The organism is Sutterella sp. AM11-39, assembly GCF_003472385.1.
GTDB lineage: Bacteria > Pseudomonadota > Gammaproteobacteria > Burkholderiales > Burkholderiaceae_F > Duodenibacillus > Duodenibacillus intestinigallinarum.
In genome coordinates this window covers 1-21,377 of the sequence record NZ_QRLV01000010.1, presented here as the reverse complement: position 1 = coordinate 21,377, position 21,377 = coordinate 1, and the positions used below count along the sequence as shown (strand labels likewise).

Here is a 21,377-nt window from a genome sequence, read left to right as displayed (position 1 = left end):
CAACTTTCTGTCTTTTTCGAGAACCTGAATTGATTTGCCATGCGTAACGCCGCCGACAGAACAGACATTAGTCCCATCCGAATCCGCGGAGCCCGTCAGAACAACCTTCGCAACCTGGACCTGGATATTGAACCGGGTACGATGACCGTCATCACCGGCCCGTCGGGGTCTGGCAAAAGCTCGCTTGCCTACGACACGCTCTACGCCGAAGGGCAGCGCCGCTACGTCGAAACGTTCAGCGCTTACGCCCGGCAATTTCTGGAGCGCTGCGATCGTCCTCAGGTCGACAAAATCGACGGCGTACCTCCGTCCATCGCCATCAATCAGTCCAACAGCGTCAAAACGTCGCGCTCGACCGTGGGCACGATGACGGAAATCAACGACTGCCTCAAGCTCATCTTCGCGCGAAGCGCTGCTCTGTTCTGCGGTCAGTGCGGAGAACCGGTCAAGGCGCGCAGCGCAGGCGACATTGCCGAAGAAATCGTGGCGTGGGCCCAAACGAAACCTCAGGCACGTCTGAGCATCTGCTTTGCGGTTCTGGTTCCCAAAAATCTCGAACGGGACGTGGTGCTGGGCGGCCTTTCCGCACAAGGCTTCACGCATATCCTCGAAGAGGAATCAATTGAAAACAAAAGCAAGCGACTGTGGGTAGCGGCCGATCGCGTGCGCGCCTCACGCCTGACGCAATCGCGCGCGGTCGAAGCCGTTGAAAAGTCGCTCCAGCTCGGAAAAGAGCGCGTTCTGTGCGTCTACGCACAGGCCGAAGACGGCACCCTTACCAAGCGCCGTTGGGTGACCGACCTCACCTGCCCGGTGTGTTTGCAGCGTTACGCCGCCCCCACCCCGTCTCGCTTTTCCTTTAATTCGGCCGTCGGCGCATGTCCCACCTGCCGCGGCTTCGGCCGCGTGATCGGCATCGACTACTCGCTGGTGATTCCCGACGAAACGCTCACGCTTGCACAAGGCGCCATCAAGCCCTGGCGTACCGCCACTGGATCGGAATGCCAGCGGGACCTTGAAAAATGGGCACCCAAGCGCGGCGTGCCGCTTGACGTCCCCTGGCAGAAACTCACGGCCGAGCAAAAGAACTGGGTCATCCACGGCGACAAGGAATACAACGGCAAAAACTGGCGCACACATTGGTACGGCATCAAAGCTTATTTCGATATGCTCGAATCGAAAAGCTACAAGATGCACGTGCGCGTGCAGCTTGCCAACTACCGCGGCTACGCGTTGTGCCCTGACTGCCGAGGCGCACGCCTCATCGGTGAAAGTCTGTTGTGGCGTCTGGGGTCGCGCGAGGCGTCCGACGCCGCTGTGTTGCCAAAGAAAGGACTCTACAAGCGCTTCCGCCCGCGCGGTTTGGGTAAAGCGGCTCTCGAAAATTTCGAGTCGCTGCCCGGGCTTGCTATGCCCGATCTGATGAACTTGCCGATCGAAGACATCAAGCGCTTTTTCGACGCGCTGCTGCAAGAGACCCGCGACGAAGCGGCGCGATTGGTGGCCGAAGAAATTCGCACGCGGCTCACATACCTCATTGACGTCGGCGTGGGCTACCTGACATTGGGACGCCAAAGCCGCACGCTTTCGGGCGGCGAAGTGCAGCGCGTCAACCTCACAACGGCGCTCGGCACCAACCTCACCGACACACTCTTTGTGCTGGACGAACCGTCCGTAGGTCTGCATCCGCGCGACATGGACCGAGTCAACAGCATCATGACCGGACTCAAGGAGGGCGGCAACACGCTGGTGGTGGTCGAGCACGATCCGCAAGTGATGACTGCCGCCGACCGCATCATCGACATGGGACCGGGCGCCGGCACCAACGGCGGTGCGATCGTCTCCGACGGCACGCCCGATGCGGTTCGAGCTTCTGACTCGCTCACCGGGCTCTACCTCAGAGGCAAACGCTCGACCATGCCCGAAGAACCCAAAAAACGGCCAGAAGCGTTTTCTGGCTTTCTGACCGTGACGGGAGCGCACGCACACAACCTCAAAAACATTACCGTCAATCTGCCGATCGGCGCTTTCACGGCGCTCACCGGCGTTTCGGGATCCGGCAAATCAACGCTTGCCAACGACGTCATTCTCGCTGCGGTCGAATTCCTGAACAAGAACAACAAAGACAATCCGCCGGACGTTTTCGCGTCCGTTGAAAGCACCTGTCCGGTAGGCGAAGCCGTCTACGTGAGCCAATCCGAAATCGGTAAAACGAGCCGCGGAAATCCGGCCTCCTATTGCGGCGTCTTTACCGACATCCGCTACCTTTTTGCCAACACGCAACAGGCTCACGAGCGAGGATATACCGCGGGCACCTTCAGCTTTAACTCGGGAACAGGCCGCTGCCCCACCTGTCAGGGTGCAGGTTTCGAGCGCGTTGAAATGCAGTTTTTAAGCGACGTCCTCTTACGTTGCCCGGACTGCAACGGCACCCGCTACCGCGCTGAAACGCTGGAAGTGAAGCTTAACTATCTCGGCCGCGGCGAAGTCAGCATCGCCGATGTACTCGAGATGACCGTGCAACAAGCCTTCGACTATTTCCTCGGCGAACGTTCAATCGAACGCGCGCTTCAAAGTCTCATTGATGTCGGTCTCGATTACGTCAAACTCGGTCAGCCGCTTTCCACCCTCTCGGGCGGCGAAGCGCAGCGCCTGAAGCTTGCGCAGATTCTCGCTGAAACTGAATCGGGCTACGCCTCCAAACGGCATCTCTACATATTTGACGAACCCACCACGGGGCTTCACTTCGATGACATCCGCAAGCTTCTGATAGTCTTCCGTCGTCTGGTGCTCAACGGTCAGACCGTGCTGGTGATCGAACATAACCTCGACGTGATTTCCGCCGCCGACTGGGTGATCGACCTCGGTCCCGAAGGCGGCGACGAGGGCGGACAAATCGTGGCGACCGCCACCCCCGAAGATCTTCGCTGCAACTCCCGAAGCTACACGGGACAGGCGCTGGCCGCCTACGACAAAATGATCGGCGAAGAAAGCGTGCCGATGACAGGACTTTTCGCTCAGCCGCACACCCGCGGCCGCACAAGCCCGGGGCGATCGCTGCAAAGCATCTGGCGCGGCGCGCGTCAAGGCGACCTGGGAATTTTCGGAGCACGTGAACACAACCTCAAGAACATTGACGTCGTGATTCCGAAGCGGCGTCTGACCGCCGTGACCGGCGTCTCGGGCTCGGGCAAATCAACGCTTGCCTTCGGCATCGTCTTCTCCGAAGGTCAGCGGCGTTATCTCGAAAGCCTCAACGCCTACGCGCGCTCCATCACGCAGCCGCCGCCCAAGGCCGATGTCGAAAGCATCACGGGCATTGCTCCCACGGTGGCAATCGAACAGCGCACAAGCCGAGGAGGCCGCAAGTCAACGGTGGCAACGATCACCGAAATCCAGCATTTCCTGCGCTTGCTTTACGTCAAACTCGGCACGCAGTATTGCCCGAAGTGCGGTTCGCTTGTACGCGAACAGACGCAGGAGCAAATCCTCGCGCACGTCATGAAGACCTACCGCGGTCAGCGCGTCACGTTGATGGCACCTGTCGTCGTAGCTCGAAAAGGCACCTACCAGGAAGTCGCACAGTGGGCGCACTCAAAGCTCAACGCCCATCAAATCCGCGTTGACGGCAAATGGGAACCCACTGCACCCTTCCCGCTGCTGTCGCGCTACAAAGAGCACACCCTTGAAGTGCCGACCGGCACGTTTAAGGTTGAGCCGCAAACCGAGGAAAAGATTCATCAGGCGCTCACTGAAGCGCTCTTCCACGGTCACGGGCTGGTGTGCGTGGCAAGCGGCCGCAAGGCGCTCCCAAATTCCGGCGATCTGTCTGAATCCGAAGAAGGCACCGTGGAAATCTTGTCCACCAAGCGAGCCTGCCCGGTGTGCGCCGTCAGTTTTCCGGAGCCCGATCCGCGTCTGTTTTCCTACAACAACAAGATGGGCTGGTGTCCGCAATGCACCGGCACGGGCCGCGTCGGCATCAACGCCGAGGAGGATCAGGCTCTTGCCGATGATGAAGAAGCGCTCTCGGCGGCCGTTTGTCCGGCCTGTCACGGCATGCGCTTGAATCCCGTTGCGCTTGCCGTGAAGTTCGACGGCCGCTCGATCGGCGACACCACGGCAATGTCAGTCGACGAAGCGCTCGAAACAATGCGCGCAATCAAGCTCAAGGGGCGAGACAAAGCCATCGGCGGTGACGCCGTCAAGGAAATCATTTCTCGTCTGGAATTCCTGCAGAAGGTGGGTTTGGGCTACCTGAGTCTAGATCGCGATGCGCCCTCATTGTCGGGCGGAGAAGCGCAGCGCATTCGTCTGGCCGCTCAGATCGGCAGCACGCTCCAAGGCGTTTGCTATGTGCTTGACGAACCCACGATCGGCCTGCACGCCCGAGACAACGCGCGTCTTGTGGACATGCTCACGGAACTCAAAAACAAGGGCAACACGGTCATTGTTGTCGAACATGACGAGGAACTCATCCGACGCGCCGATCACGTGGTCGACATCGGTCCGGGTGCGGGCAGCCGCGGCGGCGAACTCATTGTCGAAGGCTCACTCGAAGATGTCTGCGCCAACGAAAAGAGCGTCACGGGTCGTATGCTGCGTGAGCCGCTCGCGCACACAGGCAAAGCAAAGCATCCGGTCGACGACGCTACGCCGCGTCTGACAGTGCGCAACGCCTCGCTTCACAACCTCAAAAACATCACGGTCGAGTTCCCGCTCGGCCGTCTGGTGGCCGTCACAGGTGTCTCGGGATCGGGCAAATCGACGCTCGTGCGCGATGTGTTGCGTACGTCGTTGCAGGCGCGACTGGAATCCTCTTCATCCAAGCTTCGCGGGTGCGACGCGATCAAATGGGACGAAGACGCTCCTTTGGGACGTGTGCTGGAGGTCGATCAAACCCCGATCGGAAAGACGCCGCGATCGTGTCCTGCAACCTACGTGTCGTTCTTCAACCACATCCGAGATCTTTACGCACAGACGCCTGAAGCACAAGCGCGAGGCTACCAGCCGACCCGTTTTTCCTTCAACACGCCCGAAGGCCGCTGTCCGATCTGCGAAGGCCAGGGGCAGGTGAGCGTCGAAATGAGCTTTCTGCCCAACGTCAAGATGCCGTGCGAGGCGTGCGGCGGCATGCGTTTTGACGAAGAAACGCTCGCTGTCAAATGGATGGGAAAGAGCATCGGCGAAGTATTGAATCTGAGCGTTGACGACGCGCTCGAACTTTTTGCCAATCGTCCCAAGATCGCCAAGCCCCTTGAACTGCTGCGCGCCGTGGGACTCGGCTACCTTCGCCTCGGTCAGCCTTCGTCAACGCTCTCCGGGGGCGAGGCCCAACGCATCAAGCTTGTCACAGAGCTTTCCAAGGCCTACAGCCAGATGCGTACGCGCCGAACCGCGCACACGTTCTACATCCTTGACGAGCCCACCGTGGGCCTTCACATGGCCGACGTCGAAAAGCTCATCAATGTGCTGCATAAGCTCGTTGAAGCCGGAAACACCGTGGTGGTGATTGAGCACAATCTTGACGTCATTGCGGAAGCCGACTGGGTGATCGATCTCGGTCCGGAAGGCGGCCCCGAAGGCGGCAAGGTAACCGGCGAGGGAGAACCCGCTGCCATTGCCCGGAAGAAAACCCCGACGGGCATTGCTCTCAAAGCGTTTCTTGCCGAACACAAAGCGCGTACCGATCGTAAAGCCAAAACGGCAAAGGATGCATCATGAGCTTGCACGTCTTTAAGGTCGGCGGATGCGTTCGCGACCGCCTCTTGCGGGAACAAGGCCTCGACGCCCCTACGGGCGACATCGACTGGGTGGTGACAGGCGCCACCCCCGAAGCGATGCTCGCGCGAGGTTTCATACCGGTGGGCGCCGATTTCCCCGTCTTTTTACATCCGAGTACGCACGAGGAATATGCTCTGGCGCGCACCGAACGCAAAACCGCCAAGGGCTATCACGGTTTTACGTTTTACACGGCGCCGGACGTGACGCTCGAAGAAGACCTGCGTCGACGCGATCTTACGATCAACGCCATGGCCGAAGACAACAAGGGCAACATCATTGATCCGTGGGGCGGTCAGGCCGACATCAAATCCCGCGTGTTAAGACACGTCTCGGAAGCATTTTGCGAAGACCCCGTGCGCATCCTGCGTCTGGCCCGCTTTGCCGCACGGTTTCCCGACTTTGCTGTTGCCCCCGAAACGCTTGCGCTTTGCCGGCAAATGGTGGATTGCGGAGAAGTTGACGCCCTGGTGCCCGAACGCACCTGGCAGGAGTTGCGCAGAGGACTTGCCGAAGTCAATCCGGTGCGCATGATCGAGGTGTTGGAAGAGTGCGGTGTCTGGAATCGAATTTTTGCCGACATCTCCGTCACCGGCCGTGTTCGTGAAGCACTGCTGCGCGCCGCTCAACGCAAGCTCGATACCGCTCAACGCACGGCGCTTCTTTTTGCCGAATTCGACGACCCGGTCAAACTGCGACAGCGTTTGCAGGCGCTTCGCGTTGATGCCGACACGATTTCGCTGTGCGAGATCTTTTGCCGGTTGCACCATACGCTTTTCACTCTGCATGAAGCCGGCGATTACGTCACTTTTCTGGAAGCTGCCGATGTCTTGCGCCGTCCGTCTCGATTCGAGTCTTTTCTGGCAACTTGCGCAGCGTTTGACCCGCAGATCGACTTTGCAGACCTTCGTTTGGCCGCTCGAGCATTTATTGAAACAGATGCGGGAGCCGCTGCGCGTCAAGCACAAGGTAAAAATGTGGCGCAGGCCGTGCGGCAAGCCCGCCTAGCTGCGGTAAAGTCTGCGCTTTGCCATAGCCTCTGAGGAATTTTTCGATGCCCTTTCTTGCTTCACTCGACCATTTGGTTCTGACGGTAGCCGATGTTCAAAAAACGATCGACTTTTACTGCGGCGTTCTGGGCTGTGAAGAAGTTACCTTCGGCGACAACCGCAAGGCCATTCGCTTTGGTGACCAAAAAATCAATCTGCACATCAAGGGAAATGAAGTTGCGCCGCACGCACTTTATCCGACGCCCGGCAGCGCCGATCTATGTTTTTTGAGCACCGTTCCGGTGGCGGCCTTGGCCGGTCACTTCAAGGCTCACGGCATTGCGGTGGAATTGGGACCGGTAGAACGCACCGGTGCCACGGGGAATCTTTTGTCGATTTATGTGCGCGACCCCGACGGCAACCTCATTGAAATTGCCAATCGCAAACGTCCGATTTTCTAGAGAAACTTCCCGATCAGGAAGAACAGAAGAAAGATCAGCAGCGTACTGGCAAGCGGAATGCTGATGCGGCGACCGAACACCCGGAAATTGATATCTCCGGGCAATCGGCCGAGACCGAACCGCGAAAGCCAAGGCACACAGGTCATCAAGACCATGATGCAAACCAAAATAACTAAAATCCAGCGCATTGGCGCATTGTAAAGCCTCCCGCGGCTTCTTCCCGTCTGCGCCGACTCCTTTGCGAAATCATCCGAATGTCCTCCTTATTTGAAACATTGACTCTGACCTGCCGCCGCATCGTTCTTGAGGATTTGCAGGTCGACATGGAAATCGGCGCGCACGCCGAAGAACACGGCCGCACACAGCCCGTGCTCGTCACCATTGAAGCCTGGGTACCGTTTGAATACAGCACGGCCACGGGCGACAATCTTGACGAGGTCTACAGCTACTCCGTCTTGTCGCAAATCGTGACAGAAACGGTTTCCGAAGGACACATCCGTTTGCAGGAAACCTTCGGCGACCGACTTCTCGATCGCATCCTCGCCGACAAACGCGTTGCCGCCGCACGCGTCAAGACCGCCAAACTGCACGCTTGCGTCGGTGCCAAGGCCGTTGCCGTCGAAACCTTCCGCAGCCGAATCTGAAATCAACGATCATGACCGAACACAACGCCTCCGACATTCCCGTGCGTCCGGTACGCATGACCAAAAGCCGCGCCGAAAAAGCCAAATTCATCGAAATCGCACCCGGCAAGCACATCGAAGCCTCCGTTTCGATGCGAAAACTCGAAAAACGCATCGTGCGCCTGTGCGCAATGGCCTGCACCGACTACGGCATGATCAAAGACGGCGACAAAATCGCCGTTGCCATGAGCGGCGGAAAGGACAGCTACGTGCTGCTTGATGCGCTTTTGAAACTCAAGGCTCGTGCTCCGGTGCACTTTGACATCATCGCTGTGCACGTCAACCAACATATTCCGGGCAGTCCCACGCACCTGCTCGAAGCCTGGCTCAAGGAAAAGGGCGTGGCTTATCACATCGAAAATCAGGACACCTACTCGATCACGCAAAAGCTCATCCCGTCGGGCAAAAACGTCTGTTCGCTGTGCGCCCGCCTGCGCCGCGGCATCCTCTATCGCGTCGCAAAAGAACTCGGCTGCACCAAGATTGCGCTGGGCCATCAGATGGACGACGTTGTCTCCACGTTGCTTCTTAATATGTTCTACGGCGGCCGAATCAAGGCGATGCCCCCGGTGCTCAAAAGCGACGATGGTCACAACACCGTGATTCGCCCGCTCATCTATCTGCGCGAATACGAAATGAGCCGCTGGGCCGAGATCTGCGGCTACCCCCTCTTTCCCAAGGATTTGTGCGGCGTGGGTGAAAACTTAAAGCGAAAAGAGATCAAGGCCTTGATGGCGCAGTGGGACAAGGAATTCGACAGCCGCATCTACAATCTCTTCATGAGCACCACACGCGTAGCCGCTTCGCAGCTCGCCGACAAGACGCTTTATGACTTCACGCACTTCTGCCGCATTGCCGACTGCGGTGCGCCAGAAGAAGTGGAAGACTGAGAGCGGTATATCCTTTGGGAGGAACTCATGCTAAAGATCACGACGCCCGCTTTCGCGCATGAAGCTGAAATTCCAATGCGCTACACACAGGAAGGCGAAAACCTCTCACCCGAACTCGTCTTTTCGGGAGTTCCGGCCAATGCCCGCTCGCTGGTCCTCCTTTCCGACGATCCCGACGCCCCGGATCCGGCGGCACCCAAACGCATCTGGCTGCATTGGCTTGTCGTGAACATCCCGACCGAGACCGCAGGCTTTGCCGAAGGCATCCGCGACTATCCGCAAGGTTGCCTTGTCGCCGTCAACGACAGCGGCGTACGCGGCTGGTCCGGTCCGCGGCCGCCCATCGGACGACACCGTTATTTCTTCAAGCTTTACGCTTTGGATACGGTGCTTGACTTGCCGGAGAACTTCACGCGTGCGCAAGCCGAAGCCGCCATGCAAGGACACGTCATTGAAAGCGCCGTCACCATGGGCACCTATCTGCTATCGAGTAATCGCTAACCGGTTTCGTTTTTCTTTTGCGAATTTCTGCGCCAAAATTGTGTGTTGAGCGGAAGCGCGGCGCGTTTGCGTGCGTCGGGCTTGTCTCACACATATTCCATAGGTTACTCACCCCTCGGAGTCAAACCCGATGTCACTGAAGCATATTTTTGCTGCCGCAGCCTGTGCGGCAACCGTCCTTACCTGCGGCCCGGTCTCGGCCGCCGATCCCGTGACCTACACCGTCGGCACGGGCGCAACCTATCGTCCCTTTGAATTCCAGGCTCCGAACAAGGAACTCGTTGGCTTTGACATTGACCTTGTCAAGGCCATCGCCAAGGAACAGGGCTTCAAGGTGGAATTCATCAACACGCTTTTTGGCGTGATTTTTGAATCCGTTCGCAACGGCGACCGCGACATGATCATCAGCGGCATCACCATCACGCCGCAGCGCAAGGAAGCCGTTGACTTCTCCTATCCCTACTTCGCCGCTCACCAGCTTATCCTCACCCAGAAGAATCTGACGGTGAAGTCCGTGGCCGACCTCAAGGGCAAGAATGTGGCTGTTGTGGCCAACTCGGCCGGCGACATCGCCTGCAGCAAGGTTTTCGGCAAGGCAAGCAGCAACATCAAGCGCTTTGACAACACCCCGCTCGTGCTCGAAGAGCTCTCCGCAGGCGGCGTGGACGCTGCCGTGGGCGACATCGGCGTGTTTGCGTACTACGCCTTGCAGAACCCCGAAAAACAGTTCAACATGGCCCGCGATCCGTCCTTTGAAGACCAGTACTTCGGCATCGCCTTCCGCAAGGGCAACACAGAGCTGCGCGACAAGGTCAACGAAGGTCTAAAGAAGATCATCGCCAACGGTGAATACGCCAAGATCTACGCCAAGTGGTTCGGCGACAAGACTCAGCCGCCGAAGCTTCCGATTCCGTAATAAATCGGCCTGATCCGATCCCATACGAATCCCGACGGGCGCTTTTTGAAAAGAAAGCGCCCGTTTTGCATCAGGAATAACGCCCAGAAGCTCGAACCGGTCAAAAAGGCATAACCCGCATCGGGTAAAATATCCGCCGATTTTTTAAGCGCAATACTTTTTTACAGTGTTGTGCCGTCTCTTCCATTCCCCCACAACAAGGAAATCACGATGAGCGGATTTCGTTTTGATGTTCTAGCCGAATACTGGCCGCTGTTTGCGGAAGGTATCGGCATGACGCTCAAGCTCACCATCGGTTGCGTCATCTGCGGCGTTTTCCTCGGCATGCTGCTCGGCATGGCCCGCATGGCCGAAGCCCGTCACGACCCCTGGAAATCCATTCTTTATTACGGCGTTCGCTGGCCGGTCACCATCTGGGTGAGTTTTTTCCGCGGCACTCCGCTGTTCGTTCAGATCTTTCTGATGTACTTTGCCGTGCTGCCGGTGTTCATTCATCCGGTCGACGGTCTGATTATCTCGGGCAGCCTCGCACGCGAAATTCGCAGCAACTACGGTGCGTTCCTCGCCGGCTTCTTTGCGATCACGCTCAATGCCGGCGCCTACATGAGCGAAGTATTCCGCGCCGGTATTCAGTCGCTCGACAAGGGCCAGAGCGAAGCGGCCCGCTCCGTGGGCATGACCTACTGGCAGTGCATGCGTCACATCATCCTGCCGCAGGCTTTCCGCCGCATGCTGCCGGCCTTGGGCAACAACGCCATCGCCATTTTGAAGGACTCCTCTCTGGTGTCGGCCATCGGCCTTACCGAACTCGCCTACGCCGCACGCACCGTCGCGGGCGCCTCGGCGCGCTACTGGGAGCCCTATCTCACTATTTCCTTGATGTACTGGGTGGCAACGCTCGGCTTGGCCTGGCTCATCCACATGCTTGAAAAGCGCCTGGGCAAGGGAGACGACAAATGAGCAACAAAGACGTCATGATCAGCATCCGCGGGTTGCACAAGCATTTCGGCGATCTGGAGGTTCTCAAGGGCATCGACCTTGATGTGCACCGCGGCGAAAAAGTGGTGATTCTGGGCCCGTCGGGTTCGGGCAAATCCACGATGCTGCGCTGCATCAACGCACTGGAAGACCCCGACAAGGGCACGATCACGGTCGACGGCATCGAAGTCACGAGCCGCCGCACCAACATCAACAAGCTGCGCGAACATCTCGGCATGGTGTTTCAGCGCTTTAACCTGTGGCCGCACAAGACGGTGCTCGAAAACGTCATGCTCGGCCAGATGGTTGTGAGCGGCAAGGACAAGGAAGCGGCTCGCAAGAAGGCCATCGAAACGCTCACGCGTGTGGGACTCGCAGCCAAGGCCGACGACTATCCCGTGCGTCTGTCGGGCGGTCAGCAACAGCGTGTGGGCATCGCCCGAGCGTTGGCGATGGATCCCAAAGCCATCTTATTTGACGAACCCACCTCGGCGCTTGACCCCGAACTCGTTGGCGAAGTGCTCGCCGTGATGAAGAGCCTTGCTGACGAAGGCATGACGATGGTTGTAGTGACACACGAAATCGGCTTTGCCCGCGAAGTGGCCGACCACGTCGTCTTCATGGACGGCGGTGTGATCGTTGAACAGGGGCACCCAAGCGAAGTGCTCGTCAATCCGAAGGAAGAACGCACCCGCGCCTTCCTCAAGCGCGTGCTCTGACGCCTGTTGCAGGGTGCAAACGCAAAGCCGTCGGCCGACGTCCGACGGCTTTGTGTGTCTAAAAAAGAAGGTGAAAACAAAGCTCCAGGCTTGTTTTCAAAATGTTTCGGTGCGGTTTCCCGAAAAGCCGCCGTCCCTATAATCAGTCCAGTTTTTACACGTGTTTTTCAAGAAAGCGAGACGTCCGACGCGACGCCGTCGCCCCCGTTCCGTGACCACGCAGAAATCCAAAACCAAATCCCGCGGCTGGCTCAAGTGGCTCGGTCGCCTGACCGGCCTCGGCCTTGCCGCGGCCGTAAGCGGCGCAAGCCTCTTCATGATCGTCTTTTCCGTGGTGTACTCCCAGCTGCCGCCCATTGATTCTCTGACGGAATATAAGCCCAAGGTTCCGCTGCGCGTCTGGAGCGCCGACGGCACCCTGATCGGCGAATACGGCGAGGAGCGCCGCGACTTCGTGCGCCTCGATGAAATTCCGGGCTTTGTTCGCAATGCCGTTCTCGCGGCCGAAGACAACGGTTTTTACGAGCACTCCGGCATCGAATTCATGGGCATTGCCCGCGCTGCGCTCTCCAACATTCTCACGGGACGCCGAGGTCAGGGCGGCTCGACCATCACCATGCAGGTGGCCCGTAACTTCTTTCTGAGTTCCGAGCGCACGTACACGCGCAAGCTCTATGAAGTGGCCATGGCCTACAAGATCGAGCGCCATCTCACCAAGGACCAAATTCTCGAGGTCTATCTCAACCAGATCTATCTCGGTCAGCGTGCCTACGGCTTTGCCGCGGCCGCGCAGGTCTACTTCGGCAAGAAACTCAACGAGCTCACCATCGGCGAAGCCGCTACGATCGCAGGTCTTCCCGTGGCGCCGTCGGCTTACAACCCCATCGTCAATCCCAAGCGCGCGACGATGCGCAAAAACTATGTGCTGAGCCGCATGCACCAGTTGCAGTACATTGATGACATCACGTACGAAGCCGAAGTAAACGCTCCGCTGATGCCCGTAAAGCGCTCGGTTGACCTCACCAAGGAAACACCTGAAAACGAAAAGACGATTCACGCCGAGTACGCCGCTGAAATGGCTCGTATGTTGGTCTACGACATCTTCCGTGAAGAAACCTACACGCGTGGCCTCAACGTCTATACGACCATCCGTGACAAGGATCAGCTAGCCGCCTGGGAATCCGTGCGCAAGCACCTGATCGCCTACGACCGCAAGTACCGTTACCGTGGTCCGAGCGGCCGCATCGACATCAGCGACGAACAAACCCGCGACGACTCGATTCGTCTGGCGCTGCACAAGGCCAAGTCCTCGGACAATCTGGAACCGGCCGTTGTCACGGAGCTCACGGACAAGACCTTTAAGGTCGTGGTGCTCGACGGCAAGGAACTCAAGACGTTGGATCTGGATGCCGACAGCCGCAAGTTTGCGGGCAAATACCTCACCAACAAGGTGGCCAAGGAAAAGCGCCTGCAAGTCGGTAGCATTATCCGCGTCTCTCGCGTGAAAAAAGGCTGGACCCTGTCCCAGATTCCCGAAGTGCAGGCCGGTTTCATCAGCGTGGACTTCGACACGGGCGCCGTCAAGAGTCTGGTGGGAGGCTTTGACTTCTACCTCAACATGTTCAACCATGTCACGCAGGCGCTTCGCCAGCCCGGTTCTTCTTTTAAGCCCTTCATTTATTCGGCTGCGCTCGACAAGGGCTTTAACCCCGGCACCATCATCAACGATGCGCCGATCTTCATCGATCCGCGTCTGACGGGCGGCGAACTGTGGGAACCACGTAACTACGACAACAAGTTCGACGGTCCGATGTCGCTTGCGATGGCGTTGCGCAAGTCGAAGAACCTCGTCTCAATCCGCGTGATGCAGGCCATCGGCGCCCGCTACGCGCAGGAGTATGTCTCGAAGTTCGGTTTTGATCCGTCGCGTACGCCCGCTCAGCTCACCACCGCGTTAGGCGCAGGTTCAACCACGCCCTGGGAAATGGCTGCCGCCTTCTCGGTGTTTGCCAACGGCGGCTATCGCGTCAAGCCCTACCTCATCAACAAAGTCACGGACGTCGACGGCAAGGTGCTCATGCGCGTCAACAATCCTAAGGCGGGCAACGAAGCCATCCGTGCAATCGACGAGCGCAACGCCTTTGTGATGCACACGCTTTTGAACGGCGTCGTAAGCGGCCCGGGCGGCACCGCACGCCGCGCCTACCGCGAGCTCAAGCGCCCCGACATGGGCGGCAAAACCGGTACCTCGAACAACGCGCACGACGCGTGGTTTGCGGGCTACGCCTCGCACACCATGGCCGTGGGTTGGGTCGGGTACGATCAGATGCGTCCTCTGGGCAGCACCGAAACGGGCGGCGGCCTGGTGCTTCCGATCTGGATCGACTATATGAAGACGGCCATCAAGGATGAGCCGCCTTACCGTCGCCGTCAGCCCTCGAGCGTCGTGCTTTTGAACGGCACCTACTATTACGCCGACAGTGTGGACAAGGCCGTTCGCGATGTGCCGCTCGACGGCCGCATCAAGCAGGAAAACCTGCAAAAGGAACTGGTCCGCGATCAGATCTTCTGATCGTCGGCCCCGGGCAAACCGCGTCGGAAATGTTTTTCGGCGCGGTTTTTGTCCTATCAATCAAGAGAAAACGAAACGTCTTCCTCGCAAACGAAATTCAAAGCAGCCTGAAGCGCGCTCTCAAACGTCGTCCCGTCGCGAGTGTTGCGCCACTTGCCGTCCGAATTTTCAAAATGAAGGCCTCCTTTGCGCGTAGCAAGCCACATCTGCTGCGTCGGCGTATGACGATTGATCACGATCTGCTCGCCCGAATCGGCTTCGATGGTGAGCACATTGCCCGTGCGATCGCACTCGACGTCGAGTTCGGCCGCATCAACGGCGTTTTCCACTTGCTGCATCAGAGCTTCGCTTGCCTCAAGGAATTCCGTTTCAGTCATAATTGCTTCCTGCGCCAAAAAATTTTCGCTTTTTTCATTTCAAGGAGGCACGCAAGCCATGGTGCGCACCGTTTTAGCCATTCTAAGCATTGCCCTTTTGTCCGCATGTGGCCTCAAGGGGCCGCTTTACATGACCGATGAAAACGGGCAGCGCCAGCAAGCTCCGTCGCAAACGCAGCAACAGCAGCCGAGCGGCGTGCCCTCCGACAGTCTCCTGCAGGATCGCTGGGAAGACTAAAAGCAGAACCATAACAAAAAAACTCCTCGGAAAATACGTTTATGTCTGAAGACTTCACCGCGCTGCCCGGCTTTTCCCGCCGCGACGGCGAACTATTCTGCGAAGATCTCAACCTCAGAAAGCTTGCCGACCAATTCGGCACACCGCTTTACGTCTATTCCCGTGAAGCGCTCAAAACGGCGCTTGAGAGCTGGCTGCGCGGCATTTCCGGCACCAAGCACCGCGTCTTCTATGCCATGAAGGCCAACAGCAATCTGGCTCTTTTGAAATTTTTCCGCGATGCGGGCATTGGCTTTGACATCGTGAGTCCCGGAGAACTCAAGCGAGCACTCATGGTCGGAGCCAAGGGCGAAGACATCGTCTACTCAGGCGTCGGCAAGAGTCGAGAAGACATCCGTACCGCCCTGCGCGCAGGCATTGGCTGTTTTAACGTCGAAAGCATTCCGGAACTCGACCGCATCAACGAAGTGGCGCTGCAAGAAAAGCTGCTGGCGCCGATTTCCGTGCGCGTCAATCCGGATGTCGACGCCAAGACACATCCGTACATTTCCACAGGGCTCAAGAACAACAAGTTCGGCGTTGCTTACGATCAGACCGTGGCGCTTTACCGACATGCCGCCTCGCTTCCCGGCGTTCAAATTTCGGGCATCGATATGCACATCGGCAGCCAAATCACGGAACTTGAACCATTCGTGCACGCCGCCGACAAGATTTTCGACATTGTCGAACAACTCGCTCAGCACGGCATCACGCTCGATCACCTCGACTTCGGGGGCGGTCTGGGCGTGCGCTACACCGACGAAACGCCGCCCTCGGCCGAAACGCTGGTCAAGGCCGTCTCACAGAAAGCTTCTGAGCGCGGCTTTGCTGACCTTCCGATCTATTTCGAGCCCGGACGTTCGCTTGTAGCCCGCGCCGGCGTTCTGCTCACCACCGTGGAATACCTTAAGCCCACACAGGCCAAAAACTTCATGATCGTAGACGCAGCCATGAACGACATGGTGCGCCCGACGCTTTATCAGGCGCAAATGCCACTCGTCAACTGTACCGAGCGCGAACAAAGCCAGCAATGGGATGTGGTGGGCCCGGTGTGCGAAACGGGCGACTTCCTTGCCCGGTCAATTGAGCTTGCCGCGCAGCCCGGCGACGTGCTGGCCATGACGGGTGCGGGTGCCTACGGCATGTCGATGGCGTCCAACTATAACTCGCGCGGACGTGCTGCCGAGGTACTTGTAAGCGGTTCTCGCGCTTGGCTCATCCGCCGCCGTGAGACAATTGAGGAGCTCACCGCGCTGGAAAACACGGTGCCGAACGAAGCTTTTATGTAAAAAACCAACGGCTTTTCGTGCAATTGCACCGATTAACGGCTAAACTCAATCAACGCTGGGTTTCGGACTTGAAACCCGGCGTTTTTCGTGTTTGGACTCTTCCGAGGAGTAATCCGCAATGCATTTAGACAATCAAATCAAACTTGACTTTAAGGATGTGCTGATCCGTCCGAAGCGCTCGACTCTCACCAGCCGCAGCCAGGTGGACATCACCCGTGAAATCAAGTTTCGCTGGTCCCCGGAACGCTTTCACGCCATTCCCGTGATCGCCGCCAACATGGATACCACCGGTACGTTTGAAATGGCCCGCGCACTCGGCCGTCACGGCATGATGACCGCCCTGCACAAGCACTACAGCGCCCAAGAATACATTGACTTCTTCACCGGTCTTGAAAACAAATCCGACGCGTTTTATTCGCTCGGCATCGGCGATGCCGAGTACGAACAGTTCTGCGCCGTCATGAAGGCTGCCCCGGGCGCTGTGCGCTACGTCTGCATTGACGTGGCCAACGGCTACACCGAAGCCTTCGTGAGCTTCGTCAAAAAGATGCGCGACAACTTCCCCGATGTCGTGATCATGGCAGGCAACGTCGTCACCGGTGACATGACCGAGGAGCTGATTCTCGCCGGCGCCGACATCGTCAAGGTCGGCATCGGTCCGGGTTCGGTCTGCACCACCCGTAAGATGACCGGCGTGGGGTACCCGCAGTTGTCGGCCGTAATTGAATGCGCCGATGCCGCTCACGGTCTCGGCGGCCGCATATGCTCGGACGGCGGCTGCACGCAACCCGGCGACATCGCCAAAGCCTTCGGCGGTGGCGCCGACTTCGTCATGCTCGGCGGCATGTTTGCCGGCCACAACGAATCCGGCGGCGAAGTTATCGAAAAGGACGGCAAGAAGATGCGCGCTTTCTACGGCATGAGCTCCAAGGCCGCCATGGACAAGTATTCGGGCGGCGTGGCTCACTACCGCGCAGCCGAAGGCAAGATCGTCTACCTCGACGACCGAGGTCCCGTGAATCAGACCTGTCAGGACATCCTCGGCGGCGTGCGCAGCGCCTGCACCTACGTCGGCGCCCGCAAGCTCAAGGAACTCACGATGCGCACGACTTTCGTCCGCGTGACACAGCAGTTAAACGAAATTTTCGGCAAGTCATAATCGGCTTCTTGTCGTGAATAACAAAACCGGGCGTTCCGTTTTGTAGAACGACCCGGTTTTGTTTTGCCGTGGAAACGCGGTTTAACCAACCGACGTCTCTTTCTTACTTTGATCCTTTTCGAGCTTTTCAATGGTCAGAAGCATTCGCGTGATGTCGGCCGCCGAGCGGATGCCTAACTTGCGGCATAGCGAACTGCGGTGCGCGATCACGGTCTTTTCCGAAATGTTCAGATCGTAGGCAATCTGCTTGTTGAGCTTGCCGTCGGCCACGCCCCGGGCCACCTCTTTTTCGCGCGCGCTCAACAGATCCCAGCTGCGGCGGACGCGATCGTCCTCGGCGCTTTCCTCTCGCCGGGTCTGATCAAGCTCCAAGGCTTCGGAAACCGTTTGAATCAAGCGCTCAGTTTCCACGGGCTTTAAAAGAAAGTCGTAAGCGCCGTCCTTGACGGCTTTGACCGCCATCACCAGATCGGCATGAGCGGAGATGAGTACAAGCGGCATCGTGTTGCCGGTTCGCTTCATTTCCGTCTGCAATTCAATGCCGCTCATCTCAGGCATACGCACATCACAAACGATGCAACCGGGGATCGACGGATCGTCCTCCTGCAGAAACCGTACGGCGCTCTCATAAGCCTGTACCTGCCAGCCTTCCCCTTCCAGAACAAACTGCCAGGATCGACGCACTTTATCGTCATCGTCCACCACACGCACGATCGGCACGTGCGGCTGCTGTGCGTCCGATGCATCATGAAGCGAGCCCATTTCCACCATAAAAGTATCCTTTCCAATCCTACTGTTGTTGCGCTGCGTCCTGCGGCAGTACGAGCGGCAAACGGACCGTGCAGCAAATCCCGCACGGATCAAGTCTCTCTATTCTAAGCGCGCCGGAATGTGCTTCAAGCAAACTTTTCACAATCGCAAGCCCCATTCCCATACCGTTTTTCTTGGTCGTGCGTCCGATCTGTCCTATCTGAGAGAATTGCTCATCGGTAAGCGGCTTGCCGTTGTCGGCAATGCGCGCATAAGCAAAGGCCTCGTCACGCCAGACCTTGAATTCAACTCTGGGCGACTCCACGTCGGCCACCGCAGCCACCGCGTTCTTCAGCAGATTCGTGAGCACCAGTTCAAGCTCAATCGTATCGGCAAGCACATAGGTGCCAAGGCGCAGGTCCGGGTGAATAATATGCTGGTACTTGCGGTTGCGATCCAAAACGTGCCGCGCATTCATCGCAAGGTCCGTACGCACAAAGGTTCTTTCCTTATTGGTGGCGTATCCGCGCACCAGGTCGATCACTTCGGCGGCCTTCAGTCCCGACTCTTCAATTTCGGTGAGCGCATCAATGAGTACCTCACGCGGCACATCACTACGCATCAATCGGCGCCGGAGACTTCCCGCATAATTGTTGACAACCGTCAAAGGTTGCTTGAGCTCGTGGGCGGCCATGCTCGAGAGTGTACCAACGGCGCTTAACTTTTCCATGGTGCGAAGTTTGAGAGCCGCCCGCCTCGCATCCAAATCCGACTGCATTTTTTCGGCAAGCGCTTTTTCCTTTTGTTTGGTGCGGATACGGACCGCCACCGTGAGCACCACAATGTTAACGACGAGCACCAAACCAACGGCCAGAACACCAAAAGCCACGCCGGAGTATTCAAGCAGCAGATCACGCAGACCGTAGGCTTCAGCATAAGGAAGGTTCAGCTGCTGAAAAACGGCATCGGCACCCGTGCCGTCGGGAGTCAATGTCCAGTGCACGGAGATGTCTTCTGAGGCGGGGATCGACAGCAGTGCCATCACGACAGCCTTGGACTCGTCCGGACTCATCTGCGGCTTAATGGAAAACGACCAGTTGGGATAAAGTCGAGTGGAATGCTTGCAGCTGCTGCCTGAGCGCAATCCTCGGTCGCCGATCACCTTGAAGTCTTCTTCCTTGTACTTGCCAAGCGCCTGAACGTCCTCCAACAGACAGTTGACAACAAAACCTACGTCAGCCTCGCCCCTGTAGACCAGATCGAGAATCTGAGTCATCGGCTCGCCCACGACCTTGATGTCGCGAAAGGCTCTCTTGACGTCAATACCCATCGATGTGAGTTCGGCCATCGGCACCTGCCAGCCCGCAAACGCAGTGATGCTCATCACCCCAAGCGATTTTCCCGGCAAGTCTTCAAAGGTATTGATGTCCTTTCTATCCGAGCGAACGATAATGGCCGCACCGTTGCCGGCATAGGGGTTGGGGAAACGATTGTTGACGGCGGTCAAAACACGCGCGCCTCCGGTTTGACGCAGCATGATGCTCGTTAGCCCGTAGGAGGCGATGGACATGTCAAACTGATTGCTGCGAGCGGCGTCCAGAAAAGTATCCGGCCCGTAGATACGAATCTCCAGCGGACGCGGCGCAATCGCCTCGCGAATCTTTTTGAGCGATTCGCCGTAATACATGTCCGAGAGAATCTGACCGTAGGTATTGACGATCGCCAGCCGCAGGGGACGATCATGCGCGCGACTCACGTCGCTCGCCGCATGAACGCCGGCGGCGTTAAACAAAAGAACAAAAGCCGCGAAGAAAAGTATTGCGCTACAGCGCAGATTGCTCAACCAACTCAAAAACATCCGAAGTCGGGCAAAAAAATTCTGTCAACTGTCGGATTCTGCCACTTCCGCAGAATCAGTGCGCAGACGGAGGACAAAAAAACGGGCCGGGATCTTGTCTCTAATCCCGGCCCAAAGCATTTGATCACAGTTACAATGACCAAACTAAGGAGATCGATGTGTGCCTTGAATAGTACATATGGATATTTGTCCTATGTGCAAAGAAATCTAGTGTGAAGCAACCGTTTGTAAACAAAGAATGAAGCCCATAGACCTTTCTTCACACTGTCTTAGGACAAACTTAAGAATCCAATCCTATTGAACTTCGCTTTAAAACGCAATAATCCAAACAAATTCAAGGACTTAATCGAATTTTTGGCTATAGCGCCGTCGCTCATTTAAGCAAAAACGTCGCCATTTCATATGTAACAAAGCCGTTAACAACAATTATCAGCAGATTAAGAAGCAAGCAGGCCGCCGAACAAAACCGCCTGTGCCTGGGGCCAATCGGCCGTAGGCTTTTCTTCAAAGCCCGAAGCCACGAACCGAGCCCAACGTCCCTGCACGTAGCTCATGATGAGGCGCGCGCGCACGGCCGGATCCTCACTGTTGGGAACCTCGCGCTGCACCACCGCAAGCTGCAGACTCGAGCAAAGAGCCTTCTCGGCCTTTTCCAAACAGGCCAGCATTGCTTCACGCACTTGCTGCCCCTCCGAAGAAAGCGCTTCACCAGTCAGAAGACGAGTCAGACCGCAGTTGGCTTCCGCAAACAACAGCAGAGCACGAGCCTTCACCATGGCACGCGTCACCATCGTCACTTCCGCTTCGGCGTTGATTTCATCGAACATACGCTCGAAAGAATCATCGCAAAAACCGATCAGTTCCTGAAGGATCTCGGCCTTGCCGGAAAAATGGCGATAAAGCGCGCCGTCTGCCAACCCAAGGTAGCGGGCAATGTCTTTCGTCGTGACACCGGTGCTATCAGGATCCGACAACAGCTGCACGACTGCAACCAGAATCTCCTGGCGGCGTTCCGTGGTACGACGGTATTGCCGGCGAGCCGGTTTGGTTTCCTCAGACATGTTGTTTTCTCTCAAGAAAAGACTCCGTCTGGACAGGGTCTGAAAATTCATGCCGCACAAACAGACGAAACCCCCGAAGGAGAGACTCCAACGGGGGTTCGCTTTAATGATTTAGC

The 21,377-nt window shown here is 57.5% G+C and carries 18 protein-coding genes; 13 read left to right on the top strand and 5 right to left on the bottom strand.

Annotation, left to right across the window (positions count from 1 at the left end; translation table 11 throughout):
• Window positions 1-39 precede the first annotated feature (39 nt).
• From uvrA to DW133_RS08175, 3 genes are read left to right on the top strand one after another with little or no spacing between them, the layout of a single operon-like run.
• A complete protein-coding gene (gene uvrA, locus DW133_RS08185) occupies window positions 40-5,724 on the top strand; it encodes an excinuclease ABC subunit UvrA (RefSeq protein ID WP_118276169.1) in 5,685 nt (1,894 codons plus the stop codon).
• Window positions 5,721-6,824 (top strand): hypothetical protein, encoded by a 1,104-nt coding sequence (locus DW133_RS08180; RefSeq protein ID WP_118276168.1) that lies wholly within the window; start codon window positions 5,721-5,723, stop codon window positions 6,822-6,824. The genes uvrA and DW133_RS08180 overlap by 4 nt, the downstream gene beginning before the upstream one ends.
• Before the next feature lie 11 nt (window positions 6,825-6,835).
• Entirely contained in the window at window positions 6,836-7,231 is a 396-nt protein-coding gene (locus tag DW133_RS08175; protein WP_118276167.1) for a VOC family protein, read from the top strand.
• On the opposite strand, the gene DW133_RS08170 is transcribed toward DW133_RS08175, so the two are convergent.
• Entirely contained in the window at window positions 7,228-7,419 is a 192-nt protein-coding gene (locus tag DW133_RS08170; RefSeq protein WP_118276166.1) for a DUF2905 domain-containing protein, read from the bottom strand. The two genes, DW133_RS08175 and DW133_RS08170, sit on opposite strands and share 4 nt — an antisense overlap.
• Window positions 7,420-7,485: 66 nt before the next feature.
• Here DW133_RS08170 and DW133_RS08165 point away from each other — a divergent pair, with 66 nt between their 5' ends.
• The 7 genes from DW133_RS08165 (at window position 7,486) to DW133_RS08135 (ending at window position 14,490) form a co-directional block, all read left to right on the top strand.
• Window positions 7,486-7,875: a dihydroneopterin aldolase gene (locus DW133_RS08165; protein WP_118276165.1), complete on the top strand. Its 390-nt coding sequence runs from the start codon at window positions 7,486-7,488 to the stop codon at window positions 7,873-7,875.
• A gap of 11 nt (window positions 7,876-7,886) precedes the next feature.
• Window positions 7,887-8,804, top strand: a complete 918-nt coding sequence (gene ttcA / locus DW133_RS08160) for a tRNA 2-thiocytidine(32) synthetase TtcA (protein WP_118276164.1) — start codon at window positions 7,887-7,889, stop codon at window positions 8,802-8,804.
• A gap of 27 nt (window positions 8,805-8,831) precedes the next feature.
• Window positions 8,832-9,305 (top strand): YbhB/YbcL family Raf kinase inhibitor-like protein, encoded by a 474-nt coding sequence (locus tag DW133_RS08155; protein WP_118276163.1) that lies wholly within the window; start codon window positions 8,832-8,834, stop codon window positions 9,303-9,305.
• 130 nt (window positions 9,306-9,435) lie between these two features.
• The gene (locus DW133_RS08150; protein WP_118276162.1) at window positions 9,436-10,221 is read left to right on the top strand and encodes a basic amino acid ABC transporter substrate-binding protein; all 786 of its coding nucleotides are present in this window, start codon (window positions 9,436-9,438) and stop codon (window positions 10,219-10,221) included.
• Between the two features lie 210 nt (window positions 10,222-10,431).
• On the top strand, window positions 10,432-11,181 hold the full coding sequence (locus tag DW133_RS08145; protein WP_118276214.1) for an amino acid ABC transporter permease: 750 nt from the start codon (window positions 10,432-10,434) through the stop codon (window positions 11,179-11,181).
• Between the two features lie 14 nt (window positions 11,182-11,195).
• The gene (locus tag DW133_RS08140; protein WP_118276213.1) at window positions 11,196-11,918 is read left to right on the top strand and encodes an amino acid ABC transporter ATP-binding protein; all 723 of its coding nucleotides are present in this window, start codon (window positions 11,196-11,198) and stop codon (window positions 11,916-11,918) included.
• Between the two features lie 211 nt (window positions 11,919-12,129).
• Window positions 12,130-14,490 carry a penicillin-binding protein 1A gene (locus DW133_RS08135; RefSeq protein ID WP_233542155.1) on the top strand — a complete coding sequence of 787 codons (2,361 nt, stop codon included), beginning with the start codon at window positions 12,130-12,132 and terminating at the stop codon, window positions 14,488-14,490.
• Between the two features lie 56 nt (window positions 14,491-14,546).
• Here the strand turns inward: DW133_RS08135 and cyaY are convergent, their stop codons facing one another.
• Complete coding sequence (cyaY, locus tag DW133_RS08130; protein WP_118276161.1) at window positions 14,547-14,867, bottom strand: iron donor protein CyaY; 321 nt, start codon at window positions 14,865-14,867, stop codon at window positions 14,547-14,549.
• A gap of 58 nt (window positions 14,868-14,925) precedes the next feature.
• Here cyaY and DW133_RS08125 point away from each other — a divergent pair, with 58 nt between their 5' ends.
• From DW133_RS08125 to DW133_RS08115, 3 genes are all read left to right on the top strand, one after another.
• On the top strand, window positions 14,926-15,105 hold the full coding sequence (locus DW133_RS08125; RefSeq protein WP_118276160.1) for a lipoprotein: 180 nt from the start codon (window positions 14,926-14,928) through the stop codon (window positions 15,103-15,105).
• A gap of 41 nt (window positions 15,106-15,146) precedes the next feature.
• Complete coding sequence (gene lysA / locus DW133_RS08120) at window positions 15,147-16,433, top strand: diaminopimelate decarboxylase (protein WP_118276159.1); 1,287 nt, start codon at window positions 15,147-15,149, stop codon at window positions 16,431-16,433.
• Between the two features lie 118 nt (window positions 16,434-16,551).
• Window positions 16,552-17,592, top strand: coding sequence for a GMP reductase (locus tag DW133_RS08115; protein WP_118276158.1), 1,041 nt, complete (start codon window positions 16,552-16,554; stop codon window positions 17,590-17,592).
• Between the two features lie 81 nt (window positions 17,593-17,673).
• On the opposite strand, the gene DW133_RS08110 is transcribed toward DW133_RS08115, so the two are convergent.
• From DW133_RS08110 to slmA, 3 genes are all read right to left on the bottom strand, one after another.
• Window positions 17,674-18,363 (bottom strand): response regulator transcription factor, encoded by a 690-nt coding sequence (locus DW133_RS08110; protein WP_118276157.1) that lies wholly within the window; start codon window positions 18,361-18,363, stop codon window positions 17,674-17,676.
• Window positions 18,364-18,382: 19 nt separating this feature from the next.
• Window positions 18,383-20,098 (bottom strand): sensor histidine kinase, encoded by a 1,716-nt coding sequence (locus DW133_RS08105; RefSeq protein ID WP_158571164.1) that lies wholly within the window; start codon window positions 20,096-20,098, stop codon window positions 18,383-18,385.
• Window positions 20,099-20,637: 539 nt separating this feature from the next.
• The gene (gene slmA / locus DW133_RS08100) at window positions 20,638-21,261 is read right to left on the bottom strand and encodes a nucleoid occlusion factor SlmA (RefSeq protein WP_158571163.1); all 624 of its coding nucleotides are present in this window, start codon (window positions 21,259-21,261) and stop codon (window positions 20,638-20,640) included.
• Between the last annotated feature and the right edge of the window lie 116 nt (window positions 21,262-21,377).